Origin of the sequence: Fuerstiella sp. (genome assembly GCA_022447225.1) — a bacterium.
GTDB lineage: Bacteria > Planctomycetota > Planctomycetia > Planctomycetales > Planctomycetaceae > S139-18.
Genome location: JAKVAZ010000002.1, coordinates 38,780 through 56,467, shown reverse-complemented (window position 1 = coordinate 56,467; position 17,688 = coordinate 38,780). Strand labels below are relative to the sequence as shown.

The window sequence follows — 17,688 nt, the reverse complement described above, 5'->3', positions numbered from 1 at the left end:
GACATCTTGGCTGGTTTCCGCTGTAATCTCAACAGACTCTCAGGACCACACATCCACGCCCCTTTGACGTCACCTTAATGTTTCAGGTCACCGGATTAAGAATTGAGGTATCTGCAACTGAAATCCCTCACCAGGTGCGATAGCCTTTCGGACCGTAACGTCTGCATGTCAATTCTGCGGAGTAATAAGGAACTGTCAGGATGTCAGCTTCAGGGAAAGACCTGCGAACGATGCTCAAACGTCTGCATCTAGACGCAAACGAGCGATCGTGCATCAATCATGAAATCGAAACACGGGTTCTGCAGGATTCTGTCCATGTCAACGCCCCCAACTTCACGACAATTTCTGATGCAGATCTTCGCTGCCTTTTTGATCGTTATGATGAACTGTTTTTTGACAGTCAGCTTCGGCACGCCCTTGGCGTCATACCGCTTGATTTCCGTGTATCGCCGCGTATGACCCGAGCCGGCGGCAAGACCGGTTCCTGGCGAAAAAATCGCAATTCACCGATCGAACGATTTGAAATCACGATCTCGTCAACGCTACTGGCTCAAACTTTTCAAAACGATCAGACAAGCCGTACCATTCGGGTGACCGGTTTGGAATGTCGAACACGACTGGACGCCCTGATGCGAGTCATGGAGCATGAACTGGTACATCTGGCGGAGTTGCTTGGCTGGGATTCTTCCAGCTGTAGTCGGAGTCGTTTTCAGTCAATCGCCTGGAGGGTCTTCGGTCATACCGATCACCAACATACCCTGATCACTCCCCGAGAATCCGCCGCAACCGTCGGCATACATCCGGGAACTCTCGTACGATTCAACTTTCACGGACAATCGCTGCAGGGCATAGTCAATCGCGTCACAAAAAGAGCAACGGTGTTGGTACGAGCTGACGACGGAGAACCGTATTCCGACGGACATGCGTATCGGAAACACTATGTGCCGGTGGAGATGCTAAAACCGGTTGATTAACTGATGGTACCCGGTCCGCACCGATGGTTGGATTCAGCCTGTCTTTTTCCGGGGCCGAATCAACACCTATGAGCCATTCACCGGCTGAATTATACAGGCCAGACACGTACCGTGTCCCAATCGAGGAAAATTCAGGAAACCCAAGTTTGTTTGCAAACGTCAGTCGGTCGACTTTTTTTCTGCGGACTTCTTTTTGACTGTTTTTTTCTTTGCGGCCTTTTTCTTCGCAGACGTCTTTTTAGCGGCCTTTTTCTTTTTCGACGCGGTTTTCTTTGCAGCCTTCTTCCTGATGCCCTTTTTGGCGGCCTTTTCCTCCAACCATTCCAATGCCTCAGCCAGTGTTACATCATCAATTTCGTGCCCCTTTGGAATCGTCGCATTAATCTTGCCGTGCTTGACATACGGCCCGTAGCGACCTTCAAAAACACCAATGACAGCATCATCGTCCGGATGTTTACCCACTTCCCGAACGGGCGTTGGAGCAGCTCGTTTTTTCACGTTCTTCAGCATGTCAACAGCCACATCCATTGTCACGTTCAACACGTTGTACAACTGACCGTCAAATTCCTTGACATGTGTCTTACGATCGAAACTGGCGTAGACTTTGTCGTGCAGAACATACGGACCGAAGCGACCAATCCCGGTATTCACAACCTTTCCGGTTACCGGGTGATGGCCAATTCGCCGGGGCAGTGCAAGCAGTGCGATTGCGGTTTCCAGGCCCAGATTGAGCACATCGAAGCAATTGGGAATGCTGCAGCGTTTGGGCTTTGGAACTTCCTCCGTCACTTCACCCAGCTGCAAATAGGGCCCAAAAGGACCGGACAGCTGATACACCGGCAGACCTTCTTCCGGATGCATCCCCAGAGAGGTCGGACCTTTCTGCTTTTCTTCGATCAGCCGGTCGGCAAGATCGTTACTCAAATCAGAAGGAGCAACCGTGTTCGGAATCGAGGCTGTCAGCTTTTCTTCACCGTCGACCTTTTCGAAATACGGACCGTAGCGACCAACTCGAACGTCAGCATCAATCCCGTGCAGCTTAAGAGTACATGCCTGCCGGGGATCGATATCAGATTCTTTCTTCCTGACCTGTTCATCAATTCCGTCACTGCCTGAATAGAACTGACGAAGGTAGGGAAGACGATCTGCATTGCCGGCTGCAATGTCGTCCAGCGTCTGTTCCATACCGGCTGTAAATCCAAGATCCACCAGATTTGGAAAATGGTTTTCCAAAAGACGGGTGACGGCAAGCCCCTTGAACGTCGGAACCAGCTGTTTGCCATTGGCATTTACATACTCACGAGACTGAATTGTACTGATAATGCTGGCATATGTGGACGGGCGACCAACCCCTTCTGCTTCAAGACGGGCGACCAGCGAGGCTTCGGTGTATCGGGCTGGTGGTTTTGTTTCGTGACTGATCGCTTCCACACCATCGCAGTCAACAGTGTTCTGCTGTTTCAGTGGTGGTAACGGGGAATCCCGATCCTCGATGGCGGCTTCCGGATCATCGGATCCTTCCACGTAGGCACGGAAAAATCCGGAAAACTCGACCGTTCGTCCGCTGGCACGGAATTCAGCATCGTCCACCGAGATCGTGACTGCGTCGAATCTCAGTCGAGCGTCGGCCATTTGAGTAGCCATGGTGCGTTTCCAGATGAGATCATACAGTCGCTGCTGCGGACCGCTGAGTCCCAGTTCATCACTGGTTTTCATTTGGGTACCGGCCGGCCGAATGGCTTCATGTGCCTCCTGGGCCCCTTTGGACTTGCTCGTGAACTGTCGAGGCGAAGGACTCAAATAATCTGTACCGTACAAATCATCGATCCGACCTCGCGCGGCATCGACCGCTTCCCCGCTGAGACTCACGCTGTCTGTACGCATGTATGTGATATGACCTGCCTCATACAGATTCTGCGCAGTTCGCATCGCATCACGTGCCCCCATACCAAGTTTACGGTTGGCCTCCTGCTGCATCGTACTGGTTGTAAACGGAGGCGAAGGACGGCGTGTCTGATGCTTTTGTTCGACATTCGTGACAGTCCATGACCCGGCAGAAATACGCGTCTGCAAATCATCTGCCGCGGCTTCTTCCAGCAACAGCACCGTCGAGCCATCCCTGAGCTGACCAGTGTTTTCGTCAAAGTCTTTTCCGCTGGCAATTCGTTGACCACCGACGGTCTGCAACACGGCTTCGAATGAAGCACCGTCCGGAGCAGACAATGTCGCTTTCAGGTCCCAGAACGTACCACTATGGAATTTCAGACGTTCGATTTCACGATCGACCAGCACCCGTACCGCCACACTTTGCACTCTGCCGGCTGATAGTTTCGGGGCAATCTTTTTCCACAGCAGCGGGCTGAGCGTATATCCATACAGACGATCGACAACACGGCGAGTCTCCTGAGCAGCAACCAGATTCTCATCAAGGTCTCTCGTATCCGCCAACGCTTCAAGAATCGCCTTCTTTGTGATTTCAGAAAACACCATGCGTTTTACGGGAACTTTGGGAGCCAGCAACTGCACCAAATGCCAGCCAATGCTTTCTCCCTCCCGGTCTTCGTCTGTAGCAACGATCAACTCATCAGCAGATTTCAACAGACTCTTAAGTTCCCTGACGATTTTTTTCTTGTCTGTCGAAACCACGTACAGGGGATCGAAGTCATTGTCCACATTGACTCCAAGAGAAGCCCATGACTCCTTTTTCAGCGCAGCAGGCACCTCTTTCGCATTTGCCGGAAGATCGCGAACATGACCAACACTCGCACGCACGGCATAGTCACTACCAAGGAATCCTTGGATTTTCTTTGCTTTCGCAGGAGACTCGACAATGACGAGTGCCTTCTTGCGTGGAGCCATGCGGATGAGCCATTGGTTGTGTGAAACAGGAGAACGCACCAGCCTGCCGACGGCCGGAGCACAAACAGATTGAAAACTAAGAATCAGGTTTACAGCATAGAGTACCGGGGAAGGCGGACAAGTCAGACTGACGTAACTCCAGTATTGGATTGACCTTGCCTAAGCACTCCGGCCAGCTAAAATCTTGGGCTTGATTGCTTCGCCAACGATTACGCGGGGCAGATCTGACATCATCTGTCCCACCTCGAATGCGGTGAAATAGGGCATTTTTCCCCAACCTGTCAACCCAGGTGGCAAAATTGTCAATGTTTCAGCAGATTCAGAATAAGAGCGGTACATATGGCATCCCCCTTCAAGTTCTTTCGCAAACACCAGGCTGGCATGATGGTTGTGCTGGTGATTTTGGCGATGCTTGTATTTACGCTGGACGCTCTTTTTACTCAGCAGGGGGCTAATTTCTGGCTGCTTGGCCTGCTGATCGGCGGTCTTATTTTTGGCGTTGCCGGACTAACTACGGGGCGCTGGCTGCAATGGGGGATTGGTGGAGCCCTTCTCGGCACACTGCTTGGCCTGCTGATGCCGGAATTCAACCGCCCCGACGGAGTCCTCGCAACAAGTTTCGGAATCATCGAACAGGAAGATCTGCAGGATCTGTCCGAGCGTCGAATGGTTGCTAATCAATTTATGGGACTCGCCACCGAAGAGGCTTTGGGTAATGGAAGCGGACGGTTTGCCCGGCAATTCGGATTTGGCCAGCCAACACGGGAGCAGGACCTGCTGTTCAGCCGATTGATGCACGAAGAGGCAAACGCGCTGGGTATTGTTGTGACAGACGAAATGGTCACCGAATACGTCAACAAAAACACATTTGAGAAACTTTCCCGGGAAGCTTTCGGTAAAGCCAGACGTGCTCTCATGTATCAACGAGGCCCGGTTCGTTCCGAAGTCCTGTATGACATCCTGCGGGAACACATCCGCAACGAAATTGCCTACCGGACACTCGTACCGGATGGAAGTGTGGCGCCACCATCACCCGCTGTGTACTGGGATTATTTTCAGCGAATGAATGTGCGGCAGGCAATCGACGTCGCCGAACTCGATGTAGATGCTTTTTTAGATCAGGTGGACGACCCGTCGGATGCCGAGGTTGAAAAAATGTTTGCGTCCGCTGCCGGCAAACGACCCAACCAGGATGAACCGGGATCGGCCGGATTCTTACTCCCGGGGCGCGCGGCAATTGCCTGGCTGGAACTGGACTATGATTCCATGAAATCGACAGTTCCATCGGTGACCGACGAAGAAATCGAAACGTACTACACCGAAAATCGCGAGATTGAATACAGCACCATCGTGCTTCCGGAGAAAACGGACACTGACGGCAAAAGTCCCTCAGAACTCGACGACACTCCCGGCGATCAGACTCCGATTGGCGTGCCCCCCGGTTCAGACGCTGATCCTGCCACACAGAATGATGATGATGAATCCTCAAATCAGGATACATCCGATACCGCAGGTAATACCGACCAACCTTTGCCGGAAGAAACCAAAAATGAATCAGCCACCGAAGAAGACACAACAGCGGTGCCTGAAACACCGGCAGATAATGCTCCGGCGGATCCTGATCAAAACGGGGGACAGTTTTCGATTGATGATCCGGTAGACGGCAATGAATCCACCGTTGCCGAAGATCAGCAGACTGGTGCGGAAGGCGAGTCAGCAGAAAATACGGACAGCGTTGAAGAAACGGGAACCCCGGCTACATCCGAAACTCCGCCGGCACTCGTAATTCCTAAAGAACCGAATGCAGAATCCTCCTCAGAAGATTCGGCCACAGAGCCTGTCCGCGAGTATCGCAAACTCGATGAAGAGCTTCGTAATGAGATTCATGAAAGATTACTGGACCAACACATCGGTGAGGCCATCGATCAAAAAATAGCTGAAGGGCTGAGTTTTCTGCAGTCACTGCAGTCAGAACGGAACAATGAAAGAGCTAAAATTGTCGAAAACGGTCCTCAAAAGTTCGCCGAAGATCCCCAGGCAGCGGAAGCCGACGTACGCCGCGAGATGGCAGAAACCACATCGAAATACCTGGAACGAATGAAAACCTATGCCGCTGAAAACGGATTCACCTACGCAGTGACGCCACGCGTGGTATCATATTTGGAATTCAGCAATGCCGATGACTACCCGCTGGGAGTTGCTGTCAGGCCTGGGAGTTCTGCATTCCAGGCCCGTGGGGGAACTGATTCAACAGCATACGAAGTCTTTTCCCGATTCAGCCCGGACGACATAGCCGCCAATAACACCCAGTTGTTTCAGCCGCAATTGGCCGTCGACAGTCCGCTGGTAGAAAACGACAACCAGCGCCACTACGTCTACTGGGTGGTCGAATTTTTCGAACCTCATGTCCCGGCAACGCTGGATGAACCTGGGGTTCGTGAACAGGTGGTGCTTTCGATCAAACGGGTTCAGGCTCGGGAACTTCTAACAAAACGTGCCGAGCAGCTTGCTCAGATGGTGAGGGACGGATTGGCGAAAGCTGACGAAGCTCGAACGTCCATGGCATCAACGCTGGAATTGCAATCGATTACCGGAGAAGACGAAACAGCAACACTCACCGTACGTACATCACAAGAATTTTCCTGGCTTCGTCAAACTCAGACACCGCCAACAAGTTTTCAGGCAAATCAGCCTCGGGTGGAACTGTCAACGATTCGCTTCGCTGACGGCATCTCAACTCTGACAGGCATTGACAATGAGTTTATGGAAACAGTTTTTGAAGACATGAACGATGATGAAGTGGGAATCGTTCCCAATTTCGATCGGACGCGCTATTTTCTGGTGCACGTCACCGGACGCTTCCCCACCGAGGACAGTGGAATGGACGGACTTCACGAACGGTTTGCCGCTGAAGGAAAAATGAATTTTAGTCGCACCCCGGTAATGGGACTGACGAGAGGAAATGTGGTGAACCCCGTGATCGTCGAATGGGAACGAGCGATTTGGCGTAAATACGACGTCGATCCGGACGCCGATGCCGGTTAGTACCGTCTGCCGTAATCTCAAATTTTCCTGGCAATTTTTTGGTTCGCTTTGCCTGTCGGTGAGTTCAACAACCGGCGTACTGCAGGAAATGATCCGGGGCCAGTCGCAAGACTGAACGCCCGGCGTTCACCAGTCAAATTAATCCGAACCCACGGCCAGTCCGTGCCCCGTATCTGAATGACAGATCTGCGCGCAGTGTCACAGGTTGTTGCTCGCCCGTTTGTCTGCACCAGCTCACGAAAACACGTCGCCAGATCATTGCTGCGTCAGCTTTCAGCACGCCGCAGGACGTTTATTCTGTATTGGCATCCGCGACAGACGCAGCTGAAGGAACCGAATACGGACGGATCTTGACGAATCCACTGATGCCTACAATAACAATGGCCAACAGTAGCGTCAGACCCAGCCATTTACGGGCGTTGTTGCGAATTTTCTGAGTCCCAGGCTTATTGCCAACCAGAATGGAGGCCAGAGCAAACACAATCAAGGCCAGCAGCATTTTGGTTCCAAGCAACATGTGGTATAGCAAATCTCCACGGTGATTCGGAACCGCTTTCACAAAGTTGTAGACACCACTGAACAGCAGGATCAGCACGCCAGGATGGACGAACATCTTCCAGCGGCCACGAATCCGATCGTGCAGATCTGAGCTTTCATCTCTAAGAACCGGCTGCAACACCAGCCAGATAAATGCGCTCCCGCCGATCAGCACGATCGCGCAGCCAATGTGAGCCCAGCGGGAGATGACAGGAAGGATGAGATCAGGGTCCATGTTTGCACTGTTCTAAACTGATACGATGAATGCCGGCCACCTTACTTCAGAAAGGAATGGCAGTCTGTCATACAGAAGTTCCGGCCACAAGCCGTGGTTGACATTTCGGCGAGCCTGTGAAGCCGGAACACCTACTCGCCCTGAATGAATGTCTTTTCTTTATACAACAGACCAACAGGAATAAACAGGACTGCCGTCGCCAGGATGCACCCGGTCCAAAACCAGAAATAATCGGCTCTTTCCAAAAGTGTTCGCCCACCCACCGTGAAATCTCTGGAAAAACTGGTTTCTCCTCCACCACCGCGACTGTTCAGAATTTCCTGCTGAATCCCGGGTACTTTTGATTTGTCGCCTCCCGACTTCTGTTCGATCGTTTTGCGTTCCAGCCAGTTAAAATACGGAATTGCATCGCCGGCTGGATCAACAGTGTCTGCTTTTCTGCGACTCACGGATCCGGTCAAAATCATGTCCCACCGGGTTTCATCCTGCCCGTCAGCTCCGACTGAAATCAGCTGATAACTGTCCCGCGACTGAAGTCTGTAACGGATCGGGTTACCAAAACTGTCTGTTGCCGACTGTAATTCTTTGTTTCCGGCTTCGACAGTTGGAAGTTTCTTTTCACTATCATTGGCCAAGTCGGCAAAAAACATCGCTTCGATCTTTTCAGCAGCTTCTTCAAATGCGGTAGTCGAAGACGTGCGGACCGAAACAAGTTGTCCGTTCTCATCCAACACCAGTGTGATATCGTCACCGGTACCCGCCTGTCCGTCTGCTCCGGCTTCCTGAATGGTTTGCTGTTTGCCATCGATTTCCCAGGTCGCATTCCACTGCGAAGATTCGATGACGTCCCCTGGATTGAGTAACCGAACGTTGAGTCCTGCGGCCAGAGACGACACGGCCGGTGTCTGAATATAATTATTAACGACGGCAGTGAAGACGTTTCCCAGTGACACAGAAGCCAGAAAAACTGCCATCACCAGAGATTTCATTGTTCTGGGTGCCTGAGTGTAGGCAAATTCCAGACATGTGATCGACACCATCACCTCCGAGGCCGTCAGCACGCCGTAGGCAAGGAACTGCCAGGAGATCGATGGTTGTGATCCCGCATCAATGCGTTCCTGCAGCACTGCAATAATCGCGAAGCCGGCAACCATAACGAACAGTCCAATACCAATTTTCCGAATTGGCGTCAGTCGAAAAACTCGGTCAATGGATGGATAGATCACAAACTGAAAAAGTGGAATCAGGATCAGCACCAGGATGGGATTGACTGCCTGAATTTGAGATGCCAGCCATTCTCGCCCCAGCCAGTACCGGTTTAAATCCCTGGCCTGCAGTACCCATGACGATCCGGTCTGGTCAAATAACGCCCAGAAAACAGCCACGAAAGAAAAGATCAGGCTGAGTTTCAGCACAGCAGAGATTCCGGTCCAGCTGAATGTCTCCGTTAGAAAACTTTTTCCGGCCGGTGGGATGTGGATAAAGACGCGTCGCCCCATCCAGAACAGTAGTGTCGCGGCTGCCATCAGTACACCTGGAATACCGAAGGCCCAGTGAGGTCCATAGTGCTCCAGCAGCCACGGAGTCAGCAGCGTCGAAATGAATGATCCAAAGTTAATGCTGAAATAGAACCACTGATAGACCTTACTGAGGAGGTGCTTATTGGAACTTCCAAACTGGTCTCCCACATGAGCCGAAACACAGGGTTTGATGCCCCCTGATCCGACGGAGATCAGCCACAGTCCGACCACCAGCCACATACCAGCCGTGATGATCGGCACGCCCATCATGGCCAACGCGGCATGGCCGCCGCAGTAGACCAGTGACAGCCAGAAGATCGTGCGATATTTTCCCAGAATCGTGTCCGACAGCAAAGCCCCGGCCAGCGGGAAGAAGTACACCAGTGCTGTGAACGTGTGATAATGCTCAGTGGCTTCAGCGTTTGACATCCCCTGGGCGACATAGACATTGCCCATCCGGTGCAGATAGTCGACCATGAAAATGGTCAGGATGGACTTCATTCCATAGAAACTGAAGCGTTCAGCAGCTTCGTTACCAATGATGTAGGGAACCCCCCTGGGCATTCCTTCGATCTCATCGGGTGTGTCTCTGTATTTTGGCATGAATTCGGCTTGAAAATTTCAGCGACCAGTATGTCTTCGGGAGGTGAGACTCCGGACAAATCCACTGGCCGATTCAACCGTCGCGGCTCCGACAGAGCGTCGGCCCCCAGAACTTCAGAAGTCAACACTTCGAAAACTGACAAATTTTGTCTGCGGAGAAGGCTATTTGAGCGGCCACAGTTCGCCAAACGACTTCCGTTGATATTGCGTGAGTTGCTGAATCCCACTGCGACCCAGACTCAGCAGTTGCTGCAAAGTCTCATCATCAAATGGTTCCCCTTCTGCAGTCCCCTGCACCTCAATGAATCGACCACTGCCGGTCATAATGACGTTCATATCCACATCGGCAGAACTGTCTTCAACGTAATCCAGGTCCAGTACGGGCTTGCCTTCGATCACGCCCACACTGACAGCCGCCACACTGTCTCGCAGTATGGGTCTCTCTGATTCAATCGAAAGGATCACCTCACACAACGCAATGAAACCACCCGTCGTACTGAGAGTACGCGTGCCGCCGTCAGCCTGCAAAACGTCGCAATCAACAACAATTGTGTGTTCTCCCAGCGCTTCGAAATCGACAGCCGCGCGCAGACTTCGGCCGATCAGTCGCTGAATCTCAGTAGTTCGACCATCAACTTTTTTTCGGTCTCGGTGTTTTCGAGGTGATGTGCTGCCAGGAAGCATACTGTATTCGGCAGTCACCCAGCCGAGTACCGGTGCATGTTCATCACGAGGATGACGCCACGACGGAACCGATTTTTCAAGACTGGCGGTACAAAGCACCATCGTGTCGCCCGCCTGGACCAGGACACCTGCTGCAGCTGTTTTTGTAAATCCACGCTGAATAGAAATGGGTCGCAATTCGTCAACTGCACGTCCGTCATGTCGAGCCATGGAAACAGATTTCTGTGGAAGATTGAACTTGATTGCCTACAAGACAAAGCTTGGGTATTCGCAGTTTTCCGACCGGAAAATGCCCGTATACATCGTACTACGCGTCTGAATTGCTACGAACTATACTGTTCCAGAGCGCCTCGAACGAGCGGGCCCATTTTTGGCGGGTCTGCTTCAAACCAAACCTGCAGACCAGCCTCACGAATTGCGTCCGAACAGGTAGGACCAATCGAACCGATATTGGGAACAGTCCCCAGCCATTTGTCCTCCAGACCCAGCTCCCGAGCCACCTGCAGCACATGCCGTAACTGCTGAGCACTCGTGAACAGTGTCATATCCGTTTTTCCGTCAACGGATGTATGGATTGCCTGTCGCAACGGTGCCTGTTTTTCAGGGAGGGCCCAGCGATAGACCGGAATGTGCTGTACGGCAGCTCCTCGACACTGCAGAGCACCAGTCAGGTCCGGACTGGAAACGCCGTATTCCTGCACGGCCACAGTTCGTCCCTGAAGGCTGAGACCGGCTGCATCGATAGCCGCCATAACCTCTCGCCAGGTATTAGGTGATTCCGCTGAAATCGCAGGCTGGAGTCCCAGCCTGTGAATCACGGCGGCCGGTTTGGGTCCCCGAACAATAATTGGCAGGCAGGCCATTTGCTCCAGCAGTCGCTGTTCCAGTGATATCGATCGCGCCAGTTCCATCATGGCAGTCGTTCCCACACCGGTGAGCAGGATCAGGAAGTCGACCTTTCCCAAAGCAAGCAGATGAATGCCTCGAACGGCCGGCCGATTGTTTTCCAGAGGAATCTCCTGCATCGAAGGGGCAACAATCGGCTGTCCGCCGTGACGTTCGATCAGTCGGAACATTTGTTCCGCACGACGACTTTCAAAACTGCATACGACAGGAAGGTCCAACATGATCAGTCTGCTTCAATTCTGTCATGACCGCATTGCACGCCCGGTAAAAAGGAAACAACCGTGCAAATCCGGCCAGGACTTCGTCTGATGTCATCCCCTGACCACCACACGTTACACAATGACAGGGTCCAACGCTGCTGAGAAAAAAGAGTTCATCACATGACAACACCGGTTCAGAAACATAACTCACTGACAAATGCGACGAATAGCTCGGGTAAAATAGTCCACAACACCAAGATCATCGATTGACGTCACTACGTCAAAGTTATTGCGCCGTGACCGAATCGGGCGCCGATCAATCACCGTCATTCCCTGAGTCAGCTCCCCGGTCGTTTCAACATCGATCAGTCCGCTTTCAACCTGAAAGGCTTCGGCGCTGGCAGCCACGGCAAGTGCTGAAACTCCCTGCAGAGGAATTCCCTCCTGAGCCCTGTATTTACGATATCCGCGAATTGAGAACTGGAGCAGGCGGGATACAAAAGCTCCTTTCGTCGTGTTTTTCAGAAATCCGCATAACGTGTCAACGTCGTCAAAACTGAGTACCGGCTGCCGACTGATTTCCAGCGGGACCAAAGTTTTATGCACCGGCACTCCACAGACAGCACGTGCGGCCTGAGTGTCTGCCCATATGTTGAACTCAGCAGTTGCAGTGACATCCCCTGCCGCTCGGGTACTGCCCCCGAGCGATACGACACTGTGCAGGTGTTCCGATAATTCCGGATCATAATCGGCGGCAGCGCAAAGATTTGAAAATGGTCCGAGCGTCAGCAGCCGAACTTCACCGGGAAATTCGCGAACGATATCGACGATCAGCTTGATCGACTCCCGGCGGTTATGAAGATCAGCAGTCTGTACGTCTGTCCCGCCAAGTCCGTGACGGCCATTCAGACTGTTGAACAGATCAGCAACCTCAGGCATCGCGTCATTAATCGATGCCGGCAGGTTGCACTGACCGATTCGCGGATGTCGCACAGGATCGATCAGTTCGATCAGGTATTGCAGATTGCGAGTTGCCTGGACGCCGGAAACAATCCCGGCAGACGCTGTAACGGCCAGCAGTTCGATGGAGGGATCGGCCATTGCAGTCAAAATGGCCAGGGTATCACCGATACCCGGATCGGCGTCGATAATCAGCTTTTGAACCAAAGCACGGCCCCGTCTGCTGCAGAATTGTCGCGTTTGGTCATTGTACCGAATCCGGTCACGACAATGAAGAATTGTCGACACGAACGGATACGGAAGACCTCCATGAATTAATTTTACGGGATGGAGCAACCGCCGGCAGGTGGAACATGTCAGCCGTTACACACCGGATAAAATGACTCAGAAACAGACTGACAAACCAGCCGTTGTCTGCAGACAGCAAGAAAAAGGCCATCGAACCACTCAGAAGGCAGCAATCCGGTCTCAGTGAGACTGATTTCGTCTCATTCATGGTTCATCATACAAACCGTTCCGGCCCGATTCTTGAATGCCCCAGGATTGCTGTTAACCTTCTCCAGATTTTGCGCGGTTTGCTGCCTCCACTGCCAGCGGGCACGATTCTCCGTTTACTCCGGGGAAGAGTATTCACACGGGTGGTCCGTGCCCCTCGCAAACGGTTGAAACCAGCATCACCATGTTGAAACCAGCACCACCATATCGTGCAGGAATATAAATAGTGCCACGGCGTAAAGACATCCATAAGATCCTGATCATTGGTTCCGGTCCCATTGTCATCGGACAGGCCTGTGAGTTTGATTACTCGGGCACACAGGCCTGCAAATCTCTTCGTGAAGAGGGATACGAAGTCGTTCTGGTCAATTCCAACCCTGCCACGATCATGACCGATCCGGATACAGCCGATCGAACTTACATTGAACCGATTACATGGCAGTACGTTGAAAAGATCATCGAACAGGAGCGACCTGACGCGCTGCTGCCAACGCTTGGCGGGCAGACCGGACTCAATACGGCCATGGATCTGGCTCGCAGAGGGATTCTGGAAAAGTACAACTGTGAAATGATCGGAGCACGCGAGGATGTCATCAACCGGGCCGAAGAACGTGAATCGTTTAAGACAGCGATGACCGCAATCGGCCTGGAAGTCCCCAGAAGCGCCGCAGTTCACACGCTGGACGAAGCAAAAACGGCCGTCGAAGACATCGGCCTGCCGGTGATCGTACGGGCCAGTTTTACACTTGGAGGAACCGGAGGAGGAATTGCATACAACATTCACGAGTTTGAGGACATCGTCCGCCGGGGACTCGAACTCTCACCGGTGACAGAGGTACTGCTGGAAGAATCCATCCTTGGGTGGAAAGAGTACGAAATGGAAGTGATGCGTGATCGCGCTGACAACGTGGTCATCATCTGTTCGATTGAGAATTTCGATCCGATGGGAGTTCATACGGGTGATTCCATCACAGTCGCTCCGGCGCAAACGCTGACGGACAAGGAATATCAGCGGATGCGTGATGCAACCATTGCCTGTATGCGGGCAATCGGTGTGGAAACAGGGGGGTCCAATGTTCAGTTCGCCATCGATCCCCGCACGGGTCGCATGACGATCATCGAAATGAATCCAAGAGTCAGTCGTTCCAGTGCACTGGCATCGAAGGCGACCGGCTTCCCGATTGCAAAAATTGCCGCCAAGCTGGCGGTGGGTTACACGCTGGATGAAATTCCCAATGACATCACCCAGGAAACCCTGGCCTGTTTCGAACCGACCATCGACTACGTCGTGACCAAAATTCCTCGCTGGACGTTCGAGAAATTTCCGGAAGCCGACCCCACACTCACGGTGCAGATGAAATCTGTGGGCGAGACGATGGCCATTGGACGCACTTTCCGGGAGTCACTGCAAAAAGCACTGCGAGGCCTTGAAATCGGACAGTTCGGATTCGGCGGCGGTAAGAAGGATTTGTGGGGCACCAGTCAACAGCCCGATACAGACGCCATTCGCAAGAAGCTGTCAACTCCCAACGAAGGTCGGATTTTTTGGCTGCGTTACGCGTTCCGGTCGGGCATGAGTGTCGATGACATCTTCGCCCTGACGGACATTGATCCGTGGTTCCTGCGGAACCTGCGTCAGTTAATATCAATCGAAGACGAAATCCGGTCGATGGCACGTATTCAGGACGTATCACCTGAACTGATGAAACGAGCCAAGCAAAACGGATTTTCAGATGCGCAACTGGGGTTCTGGTGGAATACCTCACAGATGGAAGTACGGCGCTATCGCAAGTCGCTGGGAATCGAGGCGACATTCAAGCAGGTAGACACATGCGCCGCAGAATTTGAGGCACACACACCATACTACTATTCCACCTATGAACAGGAAGACGAAACTCCTGTCAAGAAACAGGACGCACAAAGAATCATGATACTGGGCGGTGGCCCAAACCGGATTGGTCAGGGAATTGAATTCGACTACTGCTGTTGCCAGGCAGCGTTTGCACTGAAAGAACTTGGAATCGAAAGTATTATGGTCAACTCGAACCCGGAAACGGTTTCGACAGACTACGACACTTCAGACTATCTGTTCTTCGAACCTCTCACTACAGAAGATGTTCTGAATATCTACGACCGAATGGCCCCGGATGGTGTGATCGTACAGTTCGGCGGACAAACGCCTCTGAATCTCGCCCGTGGACTCGAAACCGCCGGTGTCAACATTATTGGCACCAGCCCGGACATGATCGACGCGGCCGAAGACCGTGAGCGGTTTCAGGCCATCCTGGAAAAACTGGAACTGCGTCAACCGCCAAACGGAACAGCAGTCAACACAGAGGGCGCTCGAACGGCAGCCGACAGAATCGGCTACCCGGTCCTTGTGCGTCCGAGTTACGTGCTGGGGGGGCGAGCCATGGAAATCTGCTACGACCAGGAATCTTTAGTTCGCTACATGACGGAAGCAGTCGACTCCTCTCCCGAAAAACCGGTCCTGATCGACAAATTCCTGGAAGACGCAATCGAAGTTGATGTGGATGCCATTTCGGATGGTGAGACAACGATCGTGGGAGGGATTATGGAGCACATCGAAGAAGCCGGTGTGCACTCAGGAGATTCGGCTTGTGCACTGCCTCCTCATTCTCTTCCGGAATCAGTGCTCCAGGAAATCCGTGCTGCCACAAGGTCTCTCGCCGCAGAACTGCAGGTACGGGGACTCATGAATATTCAGTTCGCGGTCAAGGCCGAAAACGATGATTTTATTGTCTACCTCCTGGAGGTGAATCCTCGTGCCAGCCGTTCTTCACCTTTTGTATCCAAGGCCACCGGCCGTTCGCTGGCTCGAATTGCCGCAAAGGTCATGGCAGGCGTCACCCTCAAACAACAAAACCAGACCCATGAAATTGTACCGAACTACACGTCCGTGAAAGAAAGCGTCTTTCCGTTCAATCGATTCATTGGAGTCGACATTGTGCTTGGTCCGGAAATGCGATCAACGGGTGAAGTCATGGGGATTCATAAAACATTTCCGGTGTCGTTTGCCAAGTCCCAGATCGCCGCCGGGGCTCAGCTGCCGACCGAAGGGAAAGTATTCATCAGTGTGGCCGCCGGTCACAAAAACAAGATGATCAGTACCGCACGTCGTTTGAAGCAGCTTGGATTCGATATCGTTTGTACAGCGGGAACCGCCCGCGTCTTCCGGGAAGCCGGGATCGAAGTGGACGTTGTTCGCAAACTGCAGGAAGGTCGACCAAACCTGCTGGACGTTATGGCAAACGGTGAAATTCAATTCATTTTCAACACGCCAAGTGGAAAGGGCGCACGAACGGATGAAGGACGTATTCGGGCTGCTTCGGTGGCACACCGGGTTCCCTGTGTAACAACACTGCCAGGCTGTGTGGCCGTTGTCGAAGCCCTGGAAGCACTCCGTGGTCAGCCGGATCCACAGATTCGTACCATTCAGGAATGGATGCAGGAACTCAATTCTCCCGAGTATCAACGTTCCTGAACACATGCCGTTTTCCTCTGTCCGCCTAAGGTTCATATTGAAAAGGCTGTATGAGTTTCCGGCACATTCTCGCGCCAATTCGCTGTTGAAAAATGAATCAAATGGCTGGTTCGGAAAAATCGCGGCGTGATCTTCTGTTTGGTAGAGTGGTCAGGCAGCGCGACCTGCCTGTTGCCGGGGCAACACTGAGACTCAGCATCCATGCGATGGCCTGCGACTTTGCAGCAGCAGTCAATGCCGGGGAAACCGCTGAATTACTGAACTGCGGTGATGGACTGGAAGTCGTACCCGCGATTGAATCCTGGTTGAGTTCGTATCAACCCGAAAGCGAACTGTCACAGCTAAACGCACTCGACAAAGGATGCCGCATTACGGTTTCCGATGGCCTGTTCCGGATACTTCAACTGTCGCAAAATCTGTCGGAAACAACCGGGGGAGCATTTGATCTGGCGTCCGGTGCTCAAATCCGGCTGTGGAAACAGTGCAGGGCAGAACAACGAATTCCCACAAACACTGAGATCCGGCACGCCGTGAGCACTTCGGGGATGCAGCATCTCCGACTGGATGACTGTTCCCGAACAGTGACAGTGCAAACCAGCGGCCTGTCTCTGGATCCGGGAGCCATCGGCAAAGGATTTGCACTGGATCGTGCCATTGAAATCATTGAAGCAGGGGCAATTCGACCGAAGAGTTTTTTGATTCACGGAGGTCGCAGCAGCCTGATCGCCCGTGGTGAACACAACGTTTTGGCTGGTTGGCCGGTTGGGATTGGTAACCCATTGCTGACAAATCGTCGACTGGGAACGGTAATTCTCAGGAATCAGGCAATGTCAACGAGCGGTTCAAATGTACAATTCTTTCGCTGCGAAGGGCGTCGATTTGGCCATATTCTCGACCCGCGAACTGGCTGGCCGGTTGAAGGAATGTTGTCGGTGACGGTTTTAGCTGAATCAGCAGCGGTTGCTGATGCGCTTTCCACAGCGTTTTTTGTACTGGGGGTCGAAAAGGCCGTCGAGTATTGTGATAATTTCCGGGAGGTTGGTGCGATTTTGGTTCCGTTTCCTGAAAGCGGTGCCCGAATTCAGCCTGTTGTCGTCGGAATTCCACCGGACCAGCTTTACTGGGACGAAGGGCTGGTTGCCCTGTCCTGAAAAGTCAACCCAGG

10 protein-coding genes are annotated in these 17,688 nt (G+C 52.6%); 4 read left to right on the top strand and 6 right to left on the bottom strand.

The window, feature by feature from the left end; genetic code table 11:
* Positions 1 to 200 precede the first annotated feature (200 nt).
* Positions 201 to 974, top strand: a complete 774-nt coding sequence (locus MK110_02450; GenBank protein ID MCH2210134.1) for a hypothetical protein — start codon at positions 201 to 203, stop codon at positions 972 to 974.
* Positions 975 to 1,133: 159 nt separating this feature from the next.
* Here the strand turns inward: MK110_02450 and topA are convergent, their stop codons facing one another.
* Complete coding sequence (gene topA / locus MK110_02445) at positions 1,134 to 3,833, bottom strand: type I DNA topoisomerase (protein ID MCH2210133.1); 2,700 nt, start codon at positions 3,831 to 3,833, stop codon at positions 1,134 to 1,136.
* 339 nt (positions 3,834 to 4,172) lie between these two features.
* On the opposite strand from topA, the gene MK110_02440 reads away from it, so the two are divergent.
* Positions 4,173 to 6,878: a hypothetical protein gene (locus MK110_02440; GenBank protein MCH2210132.1), complete on the top strand. Its 2,706-nt coding sequence runs from the start codon at positions 4,173 to 4,175 to the stop codon at positions 6,876 to 6,878.
* Positions 6,879 to 7,170: 292 nt separating this feature from the next.
* On the opposite strand, the gene MK110_02435 is transcribed toward MK110_02440, so the two are convergent.
* From MK110_02435 to MK110_02415, 5 genes are all read right to left on the bottom strand, one after another.
* A complete protein-coding gene (locus MK110_02435; GenBank protein MCH2210131.1) occupies positions 7,171 to 7,650 on the bottom strand; it encodes a hypothetical protein in 480 nt (159 codons plus the stop codon).
* 131 nt (positions 7,651 to 7,781) lie between these two features.
* Complete coding sequence (locus MK110_02430; GenBank protein MCH2210130.1) at positions 7,782 to 9,773, bottom strand: MFS transporter; 1,992 nt, start codon at positions 9,771 to 9,773, stop codon at positions 7,782 to 7,784.
* A gap of 162 nt (positions 9,774 to 9,935) precedes the next feature.
* Positions 9,936 to 10,667 (bottom strand): ribonuclease PH, encoded by a 732-nt coding sequence (gene rph / locus MK110_02425; GenBank protein MCH2210129.1) that lies wholly within the window; start codon positions 10,665 to 10,667, stop codon positions 9,936 to 9,938.
* Positions 10,668 to 10,780: 113 nt separating this feature from the next.
* The gene (locus MK110_02420; protein MCH2210128.1) at positions 10,781 to 11,584 is read right to left on the bottom strand and encodes a uroporphyrinogen-III synthase; all 804 of its coding nucleotides are present in this window, start codon (positions 11,582 to 11,584) and stop codon (positions 10,781 to 10,783) included.
* Positions 11,585 to 11,770: 186 nt separating this feature from the next.
* Entirely contained in the window at positions 11,771 to 12,730 is a 960-nt protein-coding gene (locus tag MK110_02415; GenBank protein MCH2210127.1) for a nucleoside hydrolase, read from the bottom strand.
* A gap of 514 nt (positions 12,731 to 13,244) precedes the next feature.
* On the opposite strand from MK110_02415, the gene carB reads away from it, so the two are divergent.
* Positions 13,245 to 16,523 (top strand): carbamoyl-phosphate synthase large subunit, encoded by a 3,279-nt coding sequence (gene carB / locus MK110_02410; GenBank protein MCH2210126.1) that lies wholly within the window; start codon positions 13,245 to 13,247, stop codon positions 16,521 to 16,523.
* A 101-nt stretch (positions 16,524 to 16,624) separates the two neighbouring features.
* Positions 16,625 to 17,674, top strand: a complete 1,050-nt coding sequence (locus MK110_02405; protein ID MCH2210125.1) for an FAD:protein FMN transferase — start codon at positions 16,625 to 16,627, stop codon at positions 17,672 to 17,674.
* Positions 17,675 to 17,688 lie beyond the last annotated feature (14 nt).

Bases quoted from the DNA above. Each gene is read 5' to 3' on its own strand.
- MK110_02450 (MCH2210134.1), top strand. From the start codon at position 201: ATGTCAGCTTCAGGGAAAGACCTGCGAACGATGCTCAAACGTCTGCAT.
- MK110_02430 (MCH2210130.1), bottom strand. From the start codon at position 9,773: ATGCCAAAATACAGAGACACACCCGATGAGATCGAAGGAATGCCCAGG.
- MK110_02440 (MCH2210132.1), top strand. From the start codon at position 4,173: ATGGCATCCCCCTTCAAGTTCTTTCGCAAACACCAGGCTGGCATGATG.
- rph (MCH2210129.1), bottom strand. From the start codon at position 10,667: ATGGCTCGACATGACGGACGTGCAGTTGACGAATTGCGACCCATTTCT.
- MK110_02420 (MCH2210128.1), bottom strand. From the start codon at position 11,584: ATGTTGGACCTTCCTGTCGTATGCAGTTTTGAAAGTCGTCGTGCGGAA.
- MK110_02405 (MCH2210125.1), top strand. From the start codon at position 16,625: ATGGCTGGTTCGGAAAAATCGCGGCGTGATCTTCTGTTTGGTAGAGTG.
- topA (MCH2210133.1), bottom strand. From the start codon at position 3,833: ATGGCTCCACGCAAGAAGGCACTCGTCATTGTCGAGTCTCCTGCGAAA.
- MK110_02435 (MCH2210131.1), bottom strand. From the start codon at position 7,650: ATGGACCCTGATCTCATCCTTCCTGTCATCTCCCGCTGGGCTCACATT.